The sequence below is a fragment of the Methylotuvimicrobium alcaliphilum 20Z genome (assembly GCF_000968535.2).
GTDB classification, from domain to species: domain Bacteria; phylum Pseudomonadota; class Gammaproteobacteria; order Methylococcales; family Methylomonadaceae; genus Methylotuvimicrobium; species Methylotuvimicrobium alcaliphilum.
In genome coordinates, this window is sequence record NC_016112.1 from 4,208,869 (window position 1) to 4,227,128 (window position 18,260).

Annotated in this window: 15 protein-coding genes and 1 tRNA gene; 8 read left to right on the plus strand and 8 right to left on the minus strand. The window is 48.5% G+C overall.

The window, feature by feature from the left end:
* Positions 1-180: 180 nt before the first annotated feature.
* Positions 181-669: a PepSY domain-containing protein gene (locus tag MEALZ_RS17865; protein WP_014150057.1), complete on the plus strand. Its 489-nt coding sequence runs from the start codon at positions 181-183 to the stop codon at positions 667-669.
* 347 nt (positions 670-1,016) lie between these two features.
* Here the strand turns inward: MEALZ_RS17865 and MEALZ_RS17870 are convergent, their stop codons facing one another.
* Positions 1,017-2,387: a cation:proton antiporter gene (locus tag MEALZ_RS17870; RefSeq protein ID WP_014150058.1), complete on the minus strand. Its 1,371-nt coding sequence runs from the start codon at positions 2,385-2,387 to the stop codon at positions 1,017-1,019.
* Positions 2,388-3,718: 1,331 nt separating this feature from the next.
* On the opposite strand from MEALZ_RS17870, the gene MEALZ_RS17875 reads away from it, so the two are divergent.
* Entirely contained in the window at positions 3,719-4,537 is an 819-nt protein-coding gene (locus MEALZ_RS17875) for an MlaA family lipoprotein (RefSeq protein ID WP_014150059.1), read from the plus strand.
* A 386-nt stretch (positions 4,538-4,923) separates the two neighbouring features.
* On the opposite strand, the gene MEALZ_RS17880 is transcribed toward MEALZ_RS17875, so the two are convergent.
* Complete coding sequence (locus MEALZ_RS17880) at positions 4,924-5,856, minus strand: bile acid:sodium symporter family protein (protein ID WP_014150060.1); 933 nt, start codon at positions 5,854-5,856, stop codon at positions 4,924-4,926.
* Between the two features lie 560 nt (positions 5,857-6,416).
* On the opposite strand from MEALZ_RS17880, the gene MEALZ_RS17885 reads away from it, so the two are divergent.
* Complete coding sequence (locus tag MEALZ_RS17885; RefSeq protein WP_014150061.1) at positions 6,417-7,043, plus strand: phosphoribosyltransferase; 627 nt, start codon at positions 6,417-6,419, stop codon at positions 7,041-7,043.
* Positions 7,044-7,133: 90 nt separating this feature from the next.
* Here the strand turns inward: MEALZ_RS17885 and MEALZ_RS17890 are convergent, their stop codons facing one another.
* The 4 genes from MEALZ_RS17890 to amrB form a co-directional block, all read right to left on the minus strand.
* Entirely contained in the window at positions 7,134-8,042 is a 909-nt protein-coding gene (locus tag MEALZ_RS17890) for a hypothetical protein (protein WP_014150062.1), read from the minus strand.
* 272 nt (positions 8,043-8,314) lie between these two features.
* The gene (locus MEALZ_RS17895) at positions 8,315-8,758 is read right to left on the minus strand and encodes a SoxR reducing system RseC family protein (RefSeq protein ID WP_014150063.1); all 444 of its coding nucleotides are present in this window, start codon (positions 8,756-8,758) and stop codon (positions 8,315-8,317) included.
* A 22-nt stretch (positions 8,759-8,780) separates the two neighbouring features.
* On the minus strand, positions 8,781-9,338 hold the full coding sequence (gene amrA / locus MEALZ_RS17900; protein ID WP_046061240.1) for an AmmeMemoRadiSam system protein A: 558 nt from the start codon (positions 9,336-9,338) through the stop codon (positions 8,781-8,783).
* The gene (amrB, locus tag MEALZ_RS17905; RefSeq protein ID WP_014150065.1) at positions 9,325-10,104 is read right to left on the minus strand and encodes an AmmeMemoRadiSam system protein B; all 780 of its coding nucleotides are present in this window, start codon (positions 10,102-10,104) and stop codon (positions 9,325-9,327) included. The genes amrA and amrB overlap by 14 nt, the downstream gene beginning before the upstream one ends.
* A 102-nt stretch (positions 10,105-10,206) precedes the next feature.
* Here amrB and amrS point away from each other — a divergent pair, with 102 nt between their 5' ends.
* From amrS to MEALZ_RS17920, 3 genes are read left to right on the plus strand one after another with little or no spacing between them, the layout of a single operon-like run.
* Positions 10,207-11,292 (plus strand): AmmeMemoRadiSam system radical SAM enzyme, encoded by a 1,086-nt coding sequence (gene amrS, locus MEALZ_RS17910; RefSeq protein ID WP_014150066.1) that lies wholly within the window; start codon positions 10,207-10,209, stop codon positions 11,290-11,292.
* A gap of 26 nt (positions 11,293-11,318) precedes the next feature.
* The gene (locus MEALZ_RS17915) at positions 11,319-12,530 is read left to right on the plus strand and encodes an ABC transporter permease (RefSeq protein WP_014150067.1); all 1,212 of its coding nucleotides are present in this window, start codon (positions 11,319-11,321) and stop codon (positions 12,528-12,530) included.
* 7 nt (positions 12,531-12,537) lie between these two features.
* Positions 12,538-13,737 carry an ABC transporter permease gene (locus tag MEALZ_RS17920; RefSeq protein WP_014150068.1) on the plus strand — a complete coding sequence of 400 codons (1,200 nt, stop codon included), beginning with the start codon at positions 12,538-12,540 and terminating at the stop codon, positions 13,735-13,737.
* Between the two features lie 39 nt (positions 13,738-13,776).
* Here MEALZ_RS17920 and MEALZ_RS17925 read toward each other — a convergent pair whose 3' ends face one another.
* On the minus strand, positions 13,777-14,655 hold the full coding sequence (locus MEALZ_RS17925) for an alpha/beta hydrolase (protein WP_014150069.1): 879 nt from the start codon (positions 14,653-14,655) through the stop codon (positions 13,777-13,779).
* A gap of 192 nt (positions 14,656-14,847) precedes the next feature.
* The gene (locus MEALZ_RS17930) at positions 14,848-15,303 is read right to left on the minus strand and encodes a YaiI/YqxD family protein (RefSeq protein ID WP_014150070.1); all 456 of its coding nucleotides are present in this window, start codon (positions 15,301-15,303) and stop codon (positions 14,848-14,850) included.
* Positions 15,304-15,790: 487 nt separating this feature from the next.
* On the opposite strand from MEALZ_RS17930, the gene rep reads away from it, so the two are divergent.
* Both rep and MEALZ_RS17940 read left to right on the plus strand, forming a co-directional pair.
* Complete coding sequence (gene rep / locus MEALZ_RS17935) at positions 15,791-17,794, plus strand: DNA helicase Rep (protein ID WP_014150071.1); 2,004 nt, start codon at positions 15,791-15,793, stop codon at positions 17,792-17,794.
* Positions 17,795-17,832: 38 nt separating this feature from the next.
* Positions 17,833-17,909, plus strand: a tRNA-Arg gene (locus MEALZ_RS17940).
* Positions 17,910-18,260 lie beyond the last annotated feature (351 nt).

An 18,260-nucleotide genomic window follows, 5' to 3' on the forward strand; every position in this document is an offset into this window, starting at 1 on the left:
ATAAAGGCTTTTGACAAAGCCTCCTGGCCCATATTAAAAAATATAGTCAGGTAAGGTACGCATCGGATATCTTTCTTGAGGCTTGGGGTAACGGAAAGCTTGGGCTATGCTATCAGGTACGTACCATCTACGGTTGATGCCCCTTCAACTTTTTATGTTCATTAATGAGGTCTATCTATCATGAACCACAACTATAATATTATTTGTTTGAGCGTCTTGCTGGGCTTATTCGGCACAGCAGCCGTTGCACAAGACAATACGGCCTTCGACTCCTGCCGGAAAGCTGTCGGCGAGGTGACGCAAGACCCGATTGTCAAAATGAAGCTAAAAAACAAAAAAGGCGTCGAATATTACAAAATCAAGGCAAAATCGTCTGACGGCGCTAAATGGGAGTTTAAATGCGATAAAACCGGCAACATTTTCGAAAAAGAACAAGAACTTCCGAGCGCCGATCACCCAGCTTTTGCGGCCTTAAAGAAAATCGATGAAGAACAGGCCCGAAAAATAGCGCTAGAAGCCTATCCGGGCAGGGTTAGCGAAGTGGAATATGAAATCAATACCGACGGTTTTGCGGTCTACGAATTCGAAATAAAAATGGCGGATGGACGCGAAATGGAAGTCGAGGTCGACGCAGGAACCGGTAAAATCATCAAGGCCGAGGAAGATTGATTTTTTAGTGCACCTTGCTGTCAATTGCAGGTTCGGTGCGGGTTATTCAACCCGTTCCGAACGTTTATGTCTGCTTTAGGCATGGTCGAAACGATCAGGACGGGGTTGAAAACCCCGTCCTGCAGTTGTAGGGTGCGCATCGCGCACCTTTCCACGGTGCCGAACCTGCGAGAGGTCCCGACCCTACTGCTCATACAATCTGGCTTTCAATCGATGATAGCCGCTATAAAGCGGAAATATTCAATATCTTGTTGCACAAATCCTTGCCCGACTTTTCAAAGAGTTCGGAAATTAGACGGCTCTCGCTTCATTGCTACCCTGCTCTTTTTTTCCGCGCCCCTGCGTGATCAATGACTGTCAACGTGTTTTTTCAATAAATAAGACAACAAGGGCGGCGTCATTAGTGTGGTGATAATCACCATCAGCACGATCACCGAAAAGACTTCGGAGGGCAAAATGCCGGCGGTGTGACCGGCCATTGCGAATACCAAGCCGACCTCCCCGCGCGGCACCATGCCTATGCCGACAACCATTTTTTTAGCGGCGCCTGCCCCCAAGCCCGCAACCAGTTTGCCGACGACCGCTACCACGGTCAGAATTAACGCGGTCAATAAAGTTTGCGTGTCGAACAACGTATCGAGTTTTACGCTCATACCGGTCAACACGAAGAAAATCGGCGTAAAAAAGTGATAAAGCGGATTCATCAAATCCTCGACATGCTTTTCGGCATGCAGGTCGACTACCTTCATGACATTTTCCTTGATTTCTCCCGTTTCGTGTTGCACGCAAGCTTTCAAGTCGGTGACGATTTCAGGATCATGGAAAAAACGAAAATGTACTTGATCGAGCACCAAGCCGGCAGCAAATGCGCCGATAATCGGTGAAAGCCCGGCAACGTGCGCAAAATAGGCAAACAACAAACAGAAAGTGACCGCCAAGCCAAATTTCATGCCGACGCCGGAACTGATTTTGGACAGCGCATGGCCGATCGGTGCAGCTGTATAGTGACCGAGAATCACAGCGCCGAATAAAAACAGGAAGGACTCGCCGAAAATGCCGGCGATCTCGCCCGAGCTAATGCTGCCGACCGTACCGATCGCCATCACGATCGAAAACGCGATCAATGCCAAGACATCGTCGAATACCGCAGCGCCCAAAATAATTTTGGCTTCCTGAGAGTCGAGCAGCTTCATGTCGCGAAAAATACTGGCTGCGATAGCCACCGACGTTGCCGTCAACGCGCCGCCGATCATCAAATAAACATGATCTTCGAAACCCGGCATCAACAAAGGGCCCGCGACAAAAGCACCCAAAACGAACGGAACGACAACACCGATCAACGCTACCAGCAAAGCGCGGGGGCCGACTTTCATCATTTCGCTGATATTGGATTCTAAGCCGATTTGAAACAAGAGAATAACCACACCCAGCTCGGCGAAAAATAAGATATGTTGATCGAATTTTATCGCTTCGAAAAAATCGAAGCCGATGAGCCCTAAATTACCGAGCACAAGACCTAAAATTAATTCACCCAAAATTGCCGGCTGACCGACTTTTTCAATCAGGCTGCAGGTTTTAGCGCCTATCAATAAGATAGCGATGAATAAAAAACTGCGTGCATCGATCGGGTCGCTGCCGTCAATCGACGGCGATGCGCCAAAAGCAGGGCCTGCAATTAGCGCAATAAAGATAAAAGACCAAAGCCATTGCCGATTCATTCGTGCATCTCCTAAATTTATGGTGATTTTATTTTTTAAACCTTATGCCCTTAACCCATGTTTGACACTAAGATTTAATAATCATTATAAATCAGTACCTTACTAATTTAAAAATCGCCATCAGGCACTACATTTAAAAATTTAGCGTTTACGTTAAGTGTTTTTGTTAATGATTACAATTGTTTATGATTTTTTAAGAAAACAGTGAATCTTGTATTACATTTATCTTAATTGTCAATACTTGTAGTGCCATAAAATTAATAACTCTTTTTCATTCAATGGCTTGTGATTTTGCTTGTTAAAGATAGGTTAACGCTTATAGAGTCAAATAATTGAATAAAATAGTTATTATTGCTTTTTTGATTAACATTTTAATCAAGTGATGTGCGCGAGTGGCGTGTGTTAAAAACCGAAAATGTGACTGTGTGAAGTATAAATTATTCTAAGTTGTCGATTAGACTACGACTTTAAGAATATTGACCTTTGTTAACTTGAAAGCTCATAGTAAGTTCGGTCTGCTATGCTAATGCCCATAAATTTGGGTTTGACTCGTTTTTGATCGAAAAAACATCTTAAGAATCAAATGTGAGAGTGTCTTATCGAGGACCTTCGTTGACGACATCTTCACCAGGTATATCTTTCACTTTTAAAGGTAATTATTCACATCCCCTATCGTTCCCACGCTCCAGCGTGGGAACGTAGACCGAGACGCTCTAGCTTCCCGTACCGCTGGAGCAGTACTCAGGCGTTCCCACGCAGAGCGCTCATCGTTATACATAAATTGTAGGGTACGCTGCGCGTACCAAAGCCGTGCCCTGGCGGCTCGGTTGGCACATGAACATCGCGGGGTTACCATGGTACGCACAGCGTACCCTACGCGGATCGCCTAGCGCTAGGTGATCCGCGAGTGTTAAGTGACAATAAATGGTATTGAGGTCTCGTTGGTTAAGATTGCGAAAAGGGTAATTTTTGACTTATGTATAACGATGAGCGCAGAACGTGGGAACGATAATTGCCGTGGGACTAAATAGCTACTTTTAAAGTGAGTCAATCTTTGGCTATAAAGCAAGGAAGAATGGTTGGTTTATGGCGGTCATTCAGGCGGGAAACGGCGCTGAATATTGATTGCATAAAGCTTTGTTCGATGATTAACGTCGCACCCTATTAGGTCTTAATTAACATTGTTTACTGGACATTTCGAGGAGGCTCCGCAGGATTTATTCTTTTTTACCGTCAGCTGTTGGCAGAATCAGCAATAAGAACTCATAACAATCAGGAATTACTGCTAAAATGACGCCGATTTATTTAATGAATAACTAAATAAGAAGACTATGCGCCTTAAATTACTCGCCTCCGGGCCTCATACTTTTACAACAGCAGGCTTGTTATGCACAGTCCTGTTGAGCGGCTGCGCCGCGACTCCCGCCAACCCAGACGATCCATGGGAGGGCTGGAATCGTAGCGTGCATTCCTTCAATGAAGATCTCGATCATTACATCATGAAGCCAATTGCCAAGGGCTATGATTACGTGACCCCTGAGCCGGTCAATCAAGGGGTCACCAATTTCTTTAGCAATATCGACGATATTGGCGTGATTCTCAACGATATCTTCCAATTGAAATTAGCTCAGGCCGGAAAAGATACCGGACGTTTTTTTCTTAATACAACATTAGGCTTGGGAGGCTTTTTCGACGTAGCAAGCGAAGTCGATTTACCCAAGAATATTGAAGATTTTGATCAGACTCTTGGCTATTGGGGTGTTCCAACCGGTCCATATTTAGTGCTGCCGTTCATCGGCCCGGGCTCTCCGCGAGGCGTAGTGGGCCTGGTTGGCGATGCCTTGATGGATCCGTTAACTTATACGATGTTTGCCGGAGCAGCGGTTAGCGCAGCAAGTACAGCAGCCAATGCGATAGAGGGTGTCGACAAGCGTGCTGGCTTGTTGTCTTCGGAGAAGATTTTAGATGAAGCCGCAGTCGATCGTTACGAGTTCATCAAGACCGCTTATTTCCAACGCCGCGAATACTTGGTTAGGGACGGTGTTATGTCGCCGGACGATCATGATGATTTGTTCGATGATCTGGACGGCTATTTTGACGATGAAGATACCAGTCATCACTTGCAATTGGACAGTCCCGCCGATAAATAGTACGACAGGCTGATTAAAATTACATAAGCAGGCGATTGTTGAGATACATTTTGCTAGTCAAATTTCATTGCCTGTATGCCCGCAAAGACCCAGCCCTAAATTACCAAGATTGTTAATCATAGCCAATGGACTATGGAATTTAGGTGCTGGGTGAAGCTGATTTTATATAACGCCAAGAATGACTTGTAGTAAAAGGGGCTTAGGCGATGCTGGGCGGAAAAATGATCCTGTATTTTATGTACCCACACTATCCTTGAAACTCTGCAATTGCCGAGAAACAAAAGCCTCTACCCTAATGATAAAGCCCCACCCCGGGCAGCCTTCACAAGCCGATACCGAAACTCGCGAAAGCAAGTAGTTCATCCTCCATTATTAATTATCCCCATCTATCTTTTACTCTTTCGTATACGCCACCAGGCCGCCAGTACACTGCCGATAATCGAATGAAAACTTGCCGAAATGGCCGAGGGAATCGGTGCCAGGGCCATTTGTGCAAAGCTGGACTGGGCAAGTACCGCGCCTAAGCCGGAGTTTTGCATGCCTACCTCGATTGAAATTGTGCGAGATGCGTTTTCTTCAAGCCTCATCAAACGCGCCATTGCATAGCCGATTGTAAACCCGCCTAGGTGCAACAAGGCAACCGCGCTCAATAACGGTAAAGCCGAATCCTTTATCGTGCCTGCATTCGCACCAATGATGCTCGCGCAAATCAAAGCAATGACCATCACTGAAACGAGCGGTGCGATTGGCGTTACGGCCTGAACTAAACGCGGCGTATAGCGATTCAGCAACATACCCGACAAAACCGGCAAAATCACCACTTGTAGAGTATTAAAGAATAAGCTCCAAGCATCCACCGGAACATAAGCTCCGGCTAGCCAGTGAGTTAATAGCGGTGTCATGACAACGGCGGCGAATGTAGAGCACATCGTCATCAATACCGATAGCGCGACATCGGCATGAGCAATGTAGCTGACCACATTAGATGCGGTGCCGCCGGGACAGCATGCCACCAGTATCAGACCGACCGCCAATTGCGGATCGAGCGAAAACCCATAAGCTATGGCCCAACCCAAAAGAGGCATCACGGCAAATTGAGCAACGACGCCGATTAAAACCGGTCGAGTAGTACGCGTTACCCGTCGAAAATCCTCGAAGCTAAGCGTAATACCCATGCCGATCATGATAATAGCCAAGCCCCAAACAATCATCGGACCGCTGAACCAAGTAAACCAAGTAGGGAAAAATAATGCTAAACCGCTACAGGTGATGACCCAAAAAGGAAAAAGATTGGCGAGCAAATTAAGTAAGCGAAGCACGTCGTTTTAAACCGAATAAATGACAGGCGACAAGTATACTTTAAATGAGCTCATTCGCGGTTAATCAAGCCGGAGTTTGTATTTGGCACAGCAAATTCGTTCGCCTTCCCCAAAAATCAAGGCTATATTCGCGTTAATAGTTAAAATTAATACTAAGACCAATCTCGAAACTTGAAGACTGCAGGGTACGCTGTGTGTACCCTGCAGTCTCACCCGTAGCTTGGAAACGTGCCCTCCTGTGTTGCTTTATACTGACATAAGCTACGCGCAGCGTACCTAAAATTCATATTGAACTTTTAAGTGCTTCCGGTAGTGGTAGGTGCGTTTTCAGCTATAACCGTATAAATATACCTTGCTGATCGGCATGTCGGCTCTCAAGCAATTCAAGGTTACGCAGTAGCGGAGCGTCATAACCATTGAACAGCCATGACGCCGATAAATGCGACACCAAGCAACTATCACAGCCGAACTTTGGTCCAATGATTAAAATTTCGAGAACTGGCTCAGTCATCTCAATAATTGAGACTTAAATTTCAGTGCCCCACAAATAATTTTCGCCCATGCAAAATAACTTTACAGCAAAAATCATTTCTCTTCAGGAAGCCTATTCAGTATCTCATAGACTTGCCCTCGACATCATGAAAAGCTCGGTATCTTTCGATATCGTTATTGCGGTTGCCCGGGGCGGAATGTTCCCCGCGCGCTTGATGTGTGATTTTTTAAACATTGGCCAACTAGCATCCATGCAGATAAAGCATTACCAAAGTGGAGCGGAGATTCTGAAACACACTGAAATAATCGACCCCATTACGGTAGATATTTCAGGGAAAAAGGTTTTGATTGTCGATGACGTTAACGATACGGGGGAAACGCTAATCGAAGCCGTTAATCATGTACAAAGCCTAAAACCAGCTTTGCTCAAGACAGCCGTCTTGCATGAAAAGAAGAATACTGTTTTCGAGGCCGACTTCAGCATCGAAAGACTGGATGAATGGAAATGGCTGGTCTATGAGTGGGCGGCGGCGGAAGATATTCTGAATTTTTTGAAAAACGACGGCATGCTGCAACAAAACATAGAAACAATACGTGATCATTTAGACAAAAAATACGATCTTTTCATTGAACACCGACTCCTTCACGATATCTTGCAAATGGAACAAAACTATACCTTTCGCACGACATCCTAAGTTGTTAGGATGTCGGCAACTCAATTCTGCCGACATCCCGTAAACCCCGAAAATCAGACATTTTTGCCCTACCCTAATAGGGTGGTCTGATTATTTATTGATTTTGCTTTTGATGAACGAGATGAGCGGCTTAACGCCATTTTCGATGAAAAAGCAAACGGTTTGCTTTGCTGCATGATAAATCACGGCGCTCATCGAAGTCTGTTCATCGAGCGACAGCTTCTTAGCCGATGCTTTTCTGATGTTGTGATAGTGAACAGCCAAGCCGTCGACAAAGACGTAGCGATACGCCCACATTTCGGCGATCGATGTAAACCACATAAATGCGAACGACACGGCCATACCCATGCCGGCGATAATCACGAGCCAGGCAAACATAGGGTGTAGCTTAGTGAGCCACCACGACATGATGTCCGCTATCAAGAATACGTAAGGCATGCCGATTGCGGTGCTTTTGATTACGACCGACGCGGTTTCGGAAAAACTAAAAATCAGACCGACGAACATAAAAATAAAAGCAATACCAAATAAATGGATATGCGATATGCGAATCAACGAGGCGAAGGTAGCGCCTTCGTCTTGTTCGGTCACGGCTTTCAGTTGAGAAAAGTCGTTGTAATTAGGGATTCCCGACGCATCGGCGTTGTGACACATCACACATTTGGTTTCGATGATTTTTTTTGAGCCGCTGGATGCGTATTCCGATTGTTCCGCACCGTCCCGAGTCCATTGAATCAGTGCGAAGCGCTCTTGCTCGGTCGCATAGGGTTTCATCGAGCCGTTTAACTTGGTTTCGAGTAAGGTACCCGAGCGGTTGCCATAATAACTGTAGACGATATCGTCGATCGATAGTCCGAACTTGCCGTCGGCCATACCGTGCGTAAAAAGAATTTGTATCAACGCAAAAAAGTAACCGACAGCAACGGTGCCTAAATAGCCGGTAAACAAGACTTTGATCGGAAGGTCGAGTTCTTTGAGATGGGATTTAAAAGGATGCATAGCGTGTTTCCATGGAAAATAAAAATCGAATTCGTAAAAAGGAAGGTGTAGACATAATAGACGCAAATTGCGGTCCATGTCGGGGCTTGAACGCATGCGAAATGCGCATCTCGTGCAATTTTATAAGACTTTCGGCGTCACCAAGCCTGAAAAAGCCATGAGACGCGGTTCCGGCGACTCTTTCGAACAACCGCGCTCTTTTTAGATCGTGCAATTTCATAGCAAATGGGATTCTAACCAGGTTCGCAACGAGTACTAAAACGGTGCAAAGGTCAGTCCGTTGATCTTCTAATGACGACAGGTCTCGAAAAAAAGGTATAGAAAAAAGATTGCTGCAGCTTGGAGATTGCCCAGAGGGACAGTAATAATGCCGAAATCGCGGTGCCGGCAATCACCAGATCGCCATGTTCGTATCCGGAAGGCAGAAATGCTTCCGCGACCGCGCCGCTTAGAACCATCACAACCAAGGGCAACATATATAGCAATAGCGAGGCCTTGATTAAAATCCCCTCGCTAATTCCGATAACGACTTCGTCGCCGGTTTTTAACTCGATGTCGCAATCGACGGCGATCGAGCGCTTCTTGATAAACTTATCGAGCACCGAGGTGGAGCAGGAGCTTTTTTGCAGGCAACCGCCGCAGCCCTGCTTTGGCTTGCTTTCGACCCAAACTTGGTTATGTTCGATTTTTGCCACGATTGCATTTTCTTCGATCATGATCGCTCCTCGCCACTTTGAATCAATCGATAATTTCGGCAGTATACCGCGAAACCTTAATGCTATCCGACCAATAATACGGGGGAAGCCCGGCTTTTTGTTTGAGATGTTGCAAGAACTGCCGAGGATCGGGCAAGGACTCCCATACCGAAGGTAAAAAGGTACCTCGTTTGAGGCCTTCTTCTAAAATCAAGCCGTCGATACCAGGGCGCAATTGGTCGATTAGATCTTGCTCCGAAGTGAATGCAATCGGTTCGGCGGGATTCAGTATCGAAATATGAATGTCCAATGCATCGAGCTCGTCGGCTTCGAGCGGTGGAAACCGGTAATCCTTGAATGCTGCGGAGAAAGCATTCTCGGAGACATCCTCAGCCATGGGTCTAACCGCTTCGAGCATGCCGATGCAGCCGCACAGTTGTCCTTGTTTTTGCAAGGTCACGAATGTTGCGCGCGGCACAGTCAATTCGGGTGGATAATCGCTTAGATCGATCTTGAGCGCTTTGCCGGACTTTAAGCCATGAGCAATGGATGACTTGGCTAAATCCAGAAGGCGCCTGCGGTCTTGTTCAGTCAACGACATAGGCGCCATACCCCACGACTCGGTCTTTATCGCCTGCGGTATCACCGGAATTTCTGAGATCGACGGCTTTAATACGCATCGATTTTTGCCGCAACAATTTCAATAATCCGGAAACCGGAACTTTGCCGCAGGCGGCCTCGGACGATAGCTTTTCGTATTGCATTTGCTCGATCAAGGTACTGGTTTGTTGATCGAGTTTTTTAGCAGTCGAATAATCGTGATAATGACTTAAATCGGAGCTGATGACGATCAAGGTTTCGGGACCGCCCCAAACCAAATCGAGAGCACGGCTGACTTGATCGGCCGAAGCATCGCCGGCAACTATAGGCACTAATTTAAAATCGGCCAAGGTTTCCTGCAAGAAAGGCAAATGCACTTCCAGGCTGTGCTCATGAGTATGCGCTTGTTCGATATATTCGACAAACGGCAACTTTATCAATGCTTCGACCGCAGTCCGGTCGATAACTACATTGCCCAATGGCGTTGTGTAGTAGTCGGTACGGGTAACGGCCAAGCCGCGAAAAGCCACACGGTGCGAAGGCCCGATCAGCACGACTCGGGTGATGCTGTCGCGGGCTTGTTTTAGTCTCGCATAGGCGCTGGCGGCAACCGGGCCTGAATAAATGTAACCGGCGTGGGGGGCGATAATCGCCTTCGGAACTTTCGCCTCGGTTTCGGCATCATTTAAATAATGATCCACCATTGTTCGTAACTTAGTCGGATCGTCAGGATAAAACAAGCCTGCGACTGCGGGTCTTCTGTTCATAGACAATATCCTGTATAAAAAGAGGAATGAAGAGGATTTTATAGCGGAAAGCTTACAATTCACTGACCCGTTAAAACATTTATTGGTTCCGGGAGAGCGCTAATGCCTAACTTGATTACCCCAGACACCGTTACGACACGCTATTGGCATGCCTTAGAGGATGGGCGCGTACAATGCGATCTATGTCCTAGATTTTGCAAATTGCATGAGGGTCAGAGAGGATTGTGTTTCGTCAGGCAAAACCAAAACGGTCAAGTTGTCATGACCAGCTACGGCCGGTCTAGCGGCTTTACGATCGATCCGATCGAAAAGAAACCATTGAACCATTTTTTACCCGGCACGCCAATTCTATCCTTCGGCACGGCCGGATGCAATCTAGCATGTAAATTCTGTCAAAACTGGGATATCAGTAAATCGCGCGAGATGGATGCGCTGATGAGCTTGGCATCGCCCGAAGCCATTGCCAGAGCCGCGCGGGAAAACGGCTGCGATAGCGTCGCTTATACATACAACGATCCGGTTATCTTTCATGAATATGCCATCGATACCGCAATCGCTTGCCGAGAGCTTGGAATCAAATCGGTCGCGGTAACGGCCGGTTATGTGTGTCCTGAGCCTAGGGCCGAGTTTTATCGATATATGGATGCCGCCAATGTCGATCTCAAGGCCTTTACCGAAAACTTTTATCATAAAATTACCGGCAGTCATTTGGATGCCGTGCTCGATACGCTGCTTTATCTTAAGCATGAGACTTCAGTTTGGTTCGAGTTGACGACCCTGGTCATTCCCGGCGAGAACGATTCGGAAAACGAATTCGAGGCGATGACGCAATGGGTCGTCGAAAACTTAGGCCCCGATGTGCCGATGCATTTCACGGCGTTTCATCCCGATTGGAAAATGATGGATAAGCCGCATACGCCAGTTTCTTCTCTACTGCTCGCGCGAGACATTGCTATCAAAAACGGCGTCCGTTACGCCTATGTCGGTAATGTGCATAAAAAAGAAGCGGACAGCACTTACTGTCATCACTGCGGAAAACTCCTGATCGGCCGCGATTGGTATCAATTATCCGAATGGAATCTCGACGAAAAAGGTTGTTGTAAATTTTGCGGAACGCGTTGCGCCGGCGTTTTCAATGAAAAGCCTGGGAATTGGGGTGCGCGGCGCCAAGCAATCGAGGTCGCTTAATGCTCTTTGCCTAAATCCCCAAGTTCATGCTGATTCATGACACTTTAACTCAAGCATTTGGCTCGATTAAAACCCAGCCGTTAAGGGTTTCGTTGATTATTCTCGCGATGAGCATCGGTGTGGCGTCGGTTACAGTATTGGTTGCATTGGGCGAAAGCGCTCGCAATTACATAGTCCAAGAATTCGAAGCGCTCGGTACGCATTTGGTGATCGTTTTACCGGGCAGAACGGAAACTGTTGGCGGACACCCACCGATTATGGGCGAAACGCCGCGCGATTTGACGCTAGACGATGCCGAAGCCTTGTTCAGAAGCCATTATATCGCCGCGGTTGCGCCGGTTTCGGTCGGTTCCGCGCCGGTTTCGGTGCGCGGCCAAGCGCTCGAGCGCGAGGCGAATATTTTGGGTTCGACGCATGCGTTGCAGCGCGTGCGCCGATTGACTATGGCTCAGGGGCATTTTTTACCGGATATGGATGTTAAGCGAGCGCAACAAGTCTGTGTCATCGGCCAAACGATTCGCGAGGAATTATTTCCGAGAGGTCCGGCCATCGGACAATGGCTGCGTATCCATGATCGCCGTTTTCGAGTCATCGGCGTGCTGTCGACCGAAGGCCAATCGATCGGCGTCGGTTTCGATGAGATCGTGATCGTTCCGGTTGCCTCGGCGCAAGCCTTATTCGATACGCAAGGCCTGTTCCGGGTCTTGGTCGAAGCCAAGTCCAAACCGGCGATGTATAAAGCGGTCGACGACATTCGCGAAATCATCAAGGCTCGCCACGAAGGCGAAGACGACGTGACGATCATCACGCAAGACAGCGTGGTACAAACCTTCGACAAAATATTGACCGCACTGACCTTGACTGTCGCCGGGATTGCCGGCATCAGCCTTGCGGTGGCGGGTGTGCTTGTTATGAATGTAATGTTGGTCAGCGTGACGCAACGTACATCTGAAATCGGCCTGCTGCGGGCATTAGGCGCAACCAAGAGCCAATTGCAGCGTTTGTTTTTGACCGAGGCGGCGTTGTTATCGTTGGCCGGAGCGGTTTTAGGAGTCGCTGTCGGTCAATTGATTTTGTTCGTGTTGCAAATGCTGTATCCGGCGTTTCCGTTCATTTTTCCGAATTGGGCGCTTGCCGCCGCGCTAGCAGTATCGCTGGCTACAGGCTTGATTTTCGGGGTGTTGCCGGCACGCAAGGCGGCGAAGATGGACCCGGTTTCCGCGTTGGCGAAAAGGTAAGCAGACGATGACTATTTTCGATTTGGCCGGTTTATCGCTCCGCACCGTACTCAATCAAAAGCTACGTTCTTCATTGACCGCACTGGGTTTGATTATCGGCATTGCCGCTGTCGTGATTCTGACTTCGATCGGGCAAGGCATTCATCGTTTCGTGTTGGACGAATTCACGCAATTCGGCACGAATCTGCTCGCGATCACCCCAGGCAAAACCACGACCTTCGGCATATCCGGAGCCACCATCAGCACGGTGAGGCCCTTGACGATCGGCGATGCCGAGAGTGTCGGCAGGCTCCCGAATGTCATCGCCGCAATGCCGATGGTGCAAGGCAATGCCCGCGTGGAAACGATTGGCCGCCACCGGCGCGCCAATGTTTTCGGCGTGAGTTCGGCATTGCCGGAAATTTGGAAAATCAATGTTGCCAGCGGACGGTTTCTACCCGAAGACGACCAGAGCGCTTCTCGAGCATTCGCCGTTTTGGGTAGTAAATTGGCTACCGAGCTATTCGGCCGCGCCAATCCATTGGGCGAGCGCATTCGCATCGGTGGAGACCGCTACCGAATTATCGGCGTGATGGAATCGAAAGGTCAAATGCTCGGATTCGATTTGGACGACACGGTTTATATCCCGGCGGATAAGGCCTTGGAATTATTCAACCGGCAAAGCCTGATGGAGATCGATGTCATTTACAATCCCGACATTTCGGTCGACATCGTCGAGCAAGCCATTAAGGATTTATTGATTCGGCGCCACGGTTTCGAGGATTTTACGATCATAACGCAGAATAAAATGCTCGAAACCATGGATTCGGTGTTATCGATTCTGACGCTGGGGGTTGGCGCGTTAGGCGGTATTTCGTTATTGGTCGGTTCAGTCGGCATTTTGACGATCATGACGATCGCCGTTTCCGAACGTATCTCCGAAATCGGCCTGCTGCGTGCGCTCGGCGCCGAGCGCCGCGTGGTTTTTCAGTTGTTTTTAGCCGAAGCCTTGGCGCTTAGCCTCGCCGGAGGATTGGCCGGTATTGCCGTCGGCATGCTTACCGTGCAATTGATCGTCGAGTTTATTCCGGCCTTACCGGTGCAATTGGCATGGGATTACTTGGCTGCCGCCTTTGTATTGTCGCTGGCGATCGGCATGGCCGCCGGCGTGATGCCGGCGATCAAGGCCGCACGCTTGAATCCGCTGGAAGCCTTACGGACCGAGTAGCCGGAACCGAAACGTGAGCTGCCGGGCGTTGCATTCTGTCTATTGCCGGGTTTTTAAATATCGGTCGAGAAACGCTAATACTTCGTCTTTGTATTGCTTGGCGTTGTATTCGAATAAGTCGTTATGGGCCGCGCCTTTGAAAACGACCCACCGTTTAGGCTTGTTCGCCGCATCGAATAACTGCCGTGCTTGAGTGATCCGCGTATGTCGGTCAAGGTCGCCATTTGCGATTAGAACAGGCGCTTGGGACTTGGCGATATGATCGATAGGGCGAAGGTCCGACGGCGAAACGCCCAGGCGCGGTTTAAGCTGCCAAAGCAATAATGGCGTCAATACATGGCTCAATGGCCCGATGCGCATTGCAATCCGGTTGTCGACCGCATCCGCTATCGTGGTATAGACCGACTCTAAAACCAGAGCATCGACATCTAACGGCGATGCCAATAATGCGGCAGCGCCGCCTAATGAAATTGCGACGACTCCGATTCGATGCCCGGGGTTCAGTTTTCGGGCATAAACCACAGCCGCACGTACATCATGGCGTTCGAGATGGCCGAATGTGATATATCGGCCTAAGCTTTCACCGTGGGCTTGAAAATCGATCAAAACCACGGCGTATCCCGCATCGAGAAAAAACTTGGCGCGCCCGAGCATGGCTTTGCGGTTAGCGCGAATCGGATGCAGCAGAATAATTGTCGCTTTTGCATCATCGCTCGATGCATACCAAGTCGCGATAGAGGCACCGGATTCGCTATCGAGCATAGTCTCGACTACCGGGAAATCTAAGTTTTCCGCTTCTATGTGACGATAAGCCGGTGCGACTAACGCGCCGCCTACTTGCCAGGCCTCAACCAGCAAGGCAAGCAAAACCAAGCCGCTCGCACCAATAAAGTATCGCCAAAAGTTGGATCGGGACATCGAAAAACCTACTCCCCTTTTGATTGAAAACCGTCTAAAAATAAAAGGCATGGGATGTGTCTATCGAGGACCGCCGTGAACCCATCCATGGGGCTTGACGGCAAATCCCTGCTGCCGACATCCTCGTTAGCCACACCCCATACCCTCATAAAATTAGCTAATTTTTGAGTATAAGGGGAATAGAAGCGATCTTTAACGATGCTTAGCGTATTGCGTCAATAATTTATCCAGATGATTAGCAAAGTTTTTTCGGTCGTTTTGATTGAGAGCAGCGGGACCTTCGGTTTGAATGCCGCTGGATCGCAATGTATCCATGAAATCCCTCATATTCAGCAGCGATCGAATATTTTCGCTGGTATATAATTCGCCACGCGGATTCAATGCCTTAGCGCCTTTTTCGATCGCTTCGGCAGCCAAGGGGATATCGCCGGTAATGACAAGGTCGCCCGGAGCGAGTTTCTTGACGATTTCATTGTCGGCCACATCGAACCCCTTCGACACCCGAAGGAAAGCGATAAAACGCGACGGCGGCACATTCACTGAATGATTGGCGACCAACGTCAATTGTGTCTTGGTACGCTCGGCCGCCTTGAACAAAATCTCCTTGATCACCACCGGACACGCATCGGCATCCACCCATATTTTCATATTGCAACCCTGTTGATCAGCGCGTGAACAAAAAAAGAAAAAGCCAATTTTTTCCAAAAACCCTTGCAAGCTTAACGAAAATTCTACTCCAATAACCGACAGAAGGTAACTATCATTCCCACGCTGGAGTATGAACGATAGTGGGATGTGAATAAATACGACAGAGAAAGCCGATGCATCTATACAATTGAAGCAGTTGCTACCGATACTTCGAATAAAACCGCTAAGGAATATGCACAAAATAACTTCTACAAGTAGTAGGCTTTGTGGCGGTTCGATAAATCGCTTGACAGGACGCCGTGAATACCTCCATGTAGGCTTGACGGCGTTCCTCGACAGGCATGCTCCACACCCTAAATTGCGAGAATATGTTCAAACTGGGAATTGCTGGGTACCTCCTACCAAGAGTTATTGAGAAATTAGATGTCAAACATGGGTTAAAATATATCCATCGTCGAAGTCCGCTTATTTCATTTCGTTAAACAACATGGCCGAACTTAATCCCCAACAACTTGCGGCGGTGCGTACCGTCGATGTGCCTTTGCTCGTGCTGGCAGGTGCCGGCAGCGGCAAGACGCGCGTGATCACCGAGAAAATCGCTTATCTGGTCAAGCAAGGCACGCCGGCCCGGCATATCGCCGCCGTAACGTTCACGAACAAGGCGGCGCGCGAAATGAAATCGCGCGTTTCGAAACTGCTGAACGACAAAGACATTCGCGGCTTGACCGTGTCCACTTTTCATTCGCTCGGTTTAAATATTCTTCGCAAGGAACACAAGACGCTCGGTTATAAAGCCGCGTTGACACTGTTTGATGAACAGGACAAGCAAACCCTTCTGAAAAACCTGGTCATGCACAACGGGAAGGAATGCGATATCGATAAGGCCGATCATTACGCTTGGCAGATCGGGCAATGGAAAAACGCCTTCGTGACGCCGGAACAGGCCCTGTCTCATGCGACGCAAGAGCAAGCACCGGCCGCGCATCTATATACCGATTACACGCGCAGCTTGAAAGCCTACAATGCGGTCGATTTCGACGATTTGATTTTGATGCCGGTGTTATTGTTTCAACAGTATCCGGAGGTTCTCGAAAAATGGCAGAACAAGATTCGTTATCTGCTGGTCGACGAATATCAGGATACCAATATCACGCAATATCAATTGGTAAAACTGCTAGCCGGTAACCTCGGGCGTTTCACCGTGGTCGGCGACGACGATCAGTCGATTTATGCCTGGCGCGGCGCACAACCGGAAAATTTGGCGCAATTGCAAAAAGACTTCTCGCGCTTGAAGGTTATTAAGCTTGAGCAAAATTACCGCTCGGCCGGGCGGATTTTGAAAGTTGCGAACCAATTGATTGCAAACAATCCGCACTCGTTTGAAAAACGCTTGTGGAGCGATTTGGGCTTCGGCGATCCGCTTCGCGTGTTGAGCCATAAGGACGAAACCATCGAAGCGAAACAGGTCGTTTCGGAAATCATTCATCACAAGTTTAAAACCGGCAGTAGCTACAAGGATTACGCGATTCTATACCGCGGCAACCATCAATCGCGACTGTTCGAACGGGCGCTACGCGAAAACAACGTGCCGTATTTCATCAGCGGCAGCACGTCGTTTTTCGCATATACCGAAATCAAAGACATACTCAGTTATCTACGCTTGTTCGTGAATCCGGACGATGATGCCGCGTTTTTGCGCATTATCAACACGCCGCGCCGCGAAATCGGTCCAACCACGCTGGAAAATCTCGGCGCCTATGCGAACGAGCGTCATGTCAGCTTGTTTAAGGCTAGCACCGAAATGGGTCTAATGCAGCGGCTGTCCGACAAGGCGCGACAGCGGTTACAAAAATTTACCGACTGGGTGAACGATACCGCCGATCGCATGGAGCGCGGCGATACTTTCGCAGTGATCGAGCAGATGATAAGCCAAATCGGTTACGAAGCCTGGCTGCGTGAAAATGCGAAAACGCCGCAATCGGCCGAACGCAAGATGCAAAATGTTTACGAACTGATCGACTGGTTGAAGCGCATCGCCGACAAAGACCAAGGCAGCGAGAAGTCATTGTCTGAAATCGTCTCGAAAATCATGTTGATGGATATACTCGAGCGCAACCAGGAAGAAGAGGCCGGCGATCAGGTCAGCCTAATGACACTGCACGCGGCCAAAGGCCTCGAATTTCCGCATGTTTTCTTAATCGGCATGGAAGAAAACCTACTGCCACATCAAAACAGCATCGAAACCGATAATATCGAGGAAGAGCGCCGCCTTGCGTATGTCGGCATCACGCGCGCGCAGCGTTCGCTGACCTTCAGTTATTGCACGCACAGAAAGCGCTATGGCGAAATTTCCGAATGCGAACCGAGCCGCTTTTTGGGCGAATTGCCGTCCGACGATTTGGAGTGGGCCAACAAAAAACAGCTTGATCCGGCCGTGATCAAAGAACGCGGCAAGGCCAGCCTTGCGCATTTGAAAACAATGCTATCGTAATTATCGCTGCGATCGGTTAGAATACGCATCCCAAACAAGCGCCCGTAGCTCAGCTGGATAGAGCGCGGCCCTCCGGAGGCCGAGGCCAGAGGTTCGAATCCTCTCGGGCGCGCCATTTTGACATCTACCCCAAAACGGCCATTTTTGCTCTGTGCCCTGCCCTTTAAAATCGATTGAGGTCAAATGAAGACTTCGACCTTTACCCCCGTTTGCGCATTTCGCCCATTTCAAAATAAATCAGCACAGATTTGAATTCTATTTTTTGAATTGATATTGAGCTATTCCTTGATGTATCAGCACCAATATTAATATACCTTTCGCACTTCAAATTTCGACAGTGCCCGAAGAGGCACCGGGGTGTGCTGGCATAGAGCCTACAGGGATGTATTCACCCAGCACCTAAATAAGCCATGATTTTGAATCATTGCCAAAGACCTATGGAATTTAGATGCTGGGTTCACGGCGT

What these genes read in the sequence shown, in the direction of transcription:
- MEALZ_RS17865 (WP_014150057.1), top strand. Translation starts at nt 181, where the DNA reads ATGAACCACAACTATAATATTATTTGTTTGAGCGTCTTGCTGGGCTTA.
- MEALZ_RS17870 (WP_014150058.1), bottom strand. Translation starts at nt 2,387, where the DNA reads ATGAATCGGCAATGGCTTTGGTCTTTTATCTTTATTGCGCTAATTGCA.
- MEALZ_RS17875 (WP_014150059.1), top strand. Translation starts at nt 3,719, where the DNA reads ATGCGCCTTAAATTACTCGCCTCCGGGCCTCATACTTTTACAACAGCA.
- MEALZ_RS17885 (WP_014150061.1), top strand. Translation starts at nt 6,417, where the DNA reads ATGCAAAATAACTTTACAGCAAAAATCATTTCTCTTCAGGAAGCCTAT.
- MEALZ_RS17890 (WP_014150062.1), bottom strand. Translation starts at nt 8,042, where the DNA reads ATGCATCCTTTTAAATCCCATCTCAAAGAACTCGACCTTCCGATCAAA.
- MEALZ_RS17895 (WP_014150063.1), bottom strand. Translation starts at nt 8,758, where the DNA reads ATGATCGAAGAAAATGCAATCGTGGCAAAAATCGAACATAACCAAGTT.
- amrA (WP_046061240.1), bottom strand. Translation starts at nt 9,338, where the DNA reads ATGTCGTTGACTGAACAAGACCGCAGGCGCCTTCTGGATTTAGCCAAG.
- amrB (WP_014150065.1), bottom strand. Translation starts at nt 10,104, where the DNA reads ATGAACAGAAGACCCGCAGTCGCAGGCTTGTTTTATCCTGACGATCCG.
- amrS (WP_014150066.1), top strand. Translation starts at nt 10,207, where the DNA reads ATGCCTAACTTGATTACCCCAGACACCGTTACGACACGCTATTGGCAT.
- MEALZ_RS17915 (WP_014150067.1), top strand. Translation starts at nt 11,319, where the DNA reads ATGCTGATTCATGACACTTTAACTCAAGCATTTGGCTCGATTAAAACC.
- MEALZ_RS17920 (WP_014150068.1), top strand. Translation starts at nt 12,538, where the DNA reads ATGACTATTTTCGATTTGGCCGGTTTATCGCTCCGCACCGTACTCAAT.
- MEALZ_RS17925 (WP_014150069.1), bottom strand. Translation starts at nt 14,655, where the DNA reads ATGTCCCGATCCAACTTTTGGCGATACTTTATTGGTGCGAGCGGCTTG.
- MEALZ_RS17930 (WP_014150070.1), bottom strand. Translation starts at nt 15,303, where the DNA reads ATGAAAATATGGGTGGATGCCGATGCGTGTCCGGTGGTGATCAAGGAG.
- rep (WP_014150071.1), top strand. Translation starts at nt 15,791, where the DNA reads ATGGCCGAACTTAATCCCCAACAACTTGCGGCGGTGCGTACCGTCGAT.